The sequence below is a fragment of the Chitinophaga sp. Cy-1792 genome (assembly GCF_011752935.1).
GTDB lineage: Bacteria > Bacteroidota > Bacteroidia > Chitinophagales > Chitinophagaceae > Chitinophaga.
This window is the reverse complement of sequence record NZ_VWWO01000007.1, coordinates 1-3,176: the sequence shown is the minus strand read 5'-3', so window position 1 is coordinate 3,176 and position 3,176 is coordinate 1. Positions and strand designations below refer to the sequence as shown.

Below are 3,176 nucleotides of genomic sequence, written 5' to 3'. Positions count from 1 at the left end.
TTCAGTGGCAGCAATAGTTATCTGCAACTACTGGAACAGGTACGGCAGGTAACAATGTCTGCGTACGAACATCAATCTTATCCCTTTGATGAGCTGGTAGATGCCTTGCCGCTCAAACGCGACATGAGCCGCAGCCCCCTGTTTGATGTGATGGTAGTATTGCAGGAAACAGATATCAATGCGCTCATCGCACAAAGCAGCGGAGCGCTGCAAATAAAGCCTTATGAGGAAGCTATTAATCCTGTCAGCAAGTTTGACCTGAATTTCATATTTGAACCACAGCAGGATGGATTACAGCTTAGCATAGAATACAACAGTGACTTGTTCCACGCTGATACGATAGCAAGAATAGCTACCCATCTGGATCAGCTGCTGGCAGCGATTGTAGCCCATCCTGCTATTGCTATTCAACAGCTGGATTACCTGGGCAATGAAGAACGCACTGCCATCCTGTACGACTTTAACAATACAACAATCGCTTACCCTTCTGATAAAACGATTACTGCGCTCTTTGCTGCACAGGCGGCGAAAACACCGGAGAAAACAGCGCTTGTATTTGAATCATTGTCGCTCACTTACCATGAGCTGGATGTGCTTTCCAATCAGCTAGCGCATTACTTACAGGAGCAGTACCACCTTGGGCCTGATGACCTGGTAGGCGTGATGCTGGAGCGCAGTGAGTGGCTGATGGTTGCAGTGCTGGGTGTCTTAAAATCAGGGGGAGCTTATGTTCCCATCGATCCTGATTATCCGCAGGAGCGCATTGATTATGTGCTGGAAGATACCAGCTGTAAAGTGCTGATCGACGTGGCCGTATTGTCCCGTTTTAAATCGGTACAGCCGGCCTACGATACAACGCCGGTATCTACGGTTAACCAGCCGCAGGACCTGGCTTATGTGATGTATACCTCCGGTTCTACGGGCAAGCCGAAAGGGGTAATGGTGACCCATCAGAACGTAGTAAGACTGGTAACAGAACAGAACTATATCAGTCTAACCGGTGATGAAATACTGCTTTCTACCGGCGCGCTGTCCTTTGATGCAACGACCTTTGAATACTGGTCAATGTTGCTGCATGGTGGTAAACTGGTGCTGTGCAGTCAGGATGCACTGCTGGATGAACAACAGCTGGCAGGCCTGATTACCGAACATGGAGTAGATGTGATGTGGTTTACCAGCGGCTGGCTGAACCAGCTGGTGGACAAGGATATCAAGGTATTTGAGGGTCTTGGAACGGTGATCACCGGAGGAGATAAGCTCTCTCCGTTACATATCCATACCTTACAACAATATTATCCTTCGCTGCGGATTATTAACGGTTACGGGCCAACGGAGAATACAACTTTCTCACTTACCTATCATATCGGAAATGCCGGACAAACGCTGTCGGATATACCTGTTGGCAGGCCTATCCACCACAGCACGGCCTACATCCTGGATGCTGCCGGACAGTTATGTCCGATAGGCGTACCAGGGGAGATCGTAGTAGGCGGCGATGGTATTGCGCGGGGCTACCTGAACAATGCAGAACTCACCGCCGCACGTTTCATTTCAGATCCCTTCCAGCCTGGCCGCCGCCTTTATCGCACCGGTGATATTGGCCGCTGGCTGCCGGATGGCAATATTGCCTTCCTTGGCCGAAAGGATGATCAGGTGAAAATCCGCGGCTATCGCATAGAGCCGGGTGAGATCACCCATGCGCTGCAATCCCATCCTGATGTAGATGCCGCCATCGTGGTAGTGCGTACCACATCGCAAGGGGAGAAGGAGTTGGTGGCCTACCTGACCAGTGCGCAGTCCCTGCATAGCACTGTGCTGAGAAGCTGGCTGGACCAGCTGCTACCGGCACATATGATCCCGGCTTATTTCGTTCAGCTGGATAGCTTCCCGCTGAATGCCAATGGCAAGGTAGATCGCCGGCAGCTGCCCGCTCCGGAAGACTTTGGATTAAGTAGCGGAACTACGTATATACCTGCCCGTAATAACATAGAAGCGCAGTTAATAGCGATCTGGGAACAGGTGTTGGGCAGGACGCCGGTCGGTGTCAAAGATAATTTCTTTGACCTGGGAGGCCACAGCCTGAAAGCTACCCGGCTGGGAAGCCTGATACATAAGGCTTTTGATGTGAAGCTGCCGTTAAAGGAACTTTTCTCCAACAGCATTCTGGAACAACAGGGGGGATTGATCGCTGCGTCGCGGAAGACGATCTTTTCGCAGATCGCAGCGGCGCCTGAGCAGGCATCATATCCGTTGTCGTCTTCCCAGCGCCGTCTATGGGTGTTGAGCCAGTTTGAAGAAGGTAGTGTGGCCTATAATATGCCAGGGGTCTATACTTTGACCGGTGCATTGGATATCGCCAGACTGGAAGCTGCCTTTAAAACACTGATCGCCAGACATGAAATACTACGGACCGTCTTTAAAGAAGAGGAATCCGGCGTACAGCAATATATCCTTGCAGCTATAGATTTTAAGATAGCAGCTCTTACAGATATATCTACATTTTGTTACATACCTTTTGATCTGAGTGCGGGCCCCTTGCTGCGGGCCGCTGTTGGGGAGGTCTCAGCAGGAGAGTGGGTGTTTGTGTATGTGATGCACCACATCATCAGCGATGGCTGGTCGATGGGCGTGCTGATTAAAGAACTGTTGCATATCTACCATGATAACAGTCCGCTACCTGTATTACCGTTGCAATACAAGGATTACGCCGTATGGCAGCAATCCGGCTCAGACACCATGTCCCAGGCCTACTGGCTGGAACAGTTCAGCGGCGAGCTACCAGTGCTGGAACTACCGGCAGATAAGCCCCGTCCGGCGGTAAAGACTTACCACGGCGGCCTGGTGCAAAAGCAGCTGGCGCTCACAGGTCTTCAAGCACTGTTGCAGTCCACCGGCAGCACACTGTTCATGGGGTTAGTGGCAGCAGTGAATGCCTTGCTTTACCGCTACAGCGGCCAGGAAGATATCATCCTGGGTAGCCCCGTAGCAGGCAGGGAACACGCCGACCTGGAAGGACAAATAGGATTCTATGTGAACACGCTGGCGCTGAGAACGCGCTTCAGTGGCAGCAATAACTATCTGCAACTGCTGGAACAGGTACGACAGGTAACGATGTCTGCCTATGAACATCAATCTTATCCCTTTGATGAGCTGGTAGATGCGTTGCCGCTCAAACG

General features: G+C 51.3%; 1 protein-coding gene. It reads left to right on the top strand.

Translation table 11 applies throughout. The features are described from left to right. A partial coding sequence (locus tag F3J22_RS30190; RefSeq protein ID WP_167021737.1) for a non-ribosomal peptide synthetase occupies positions 1–3,176 on the top strand: 3,176 nt, incomplete at both ends.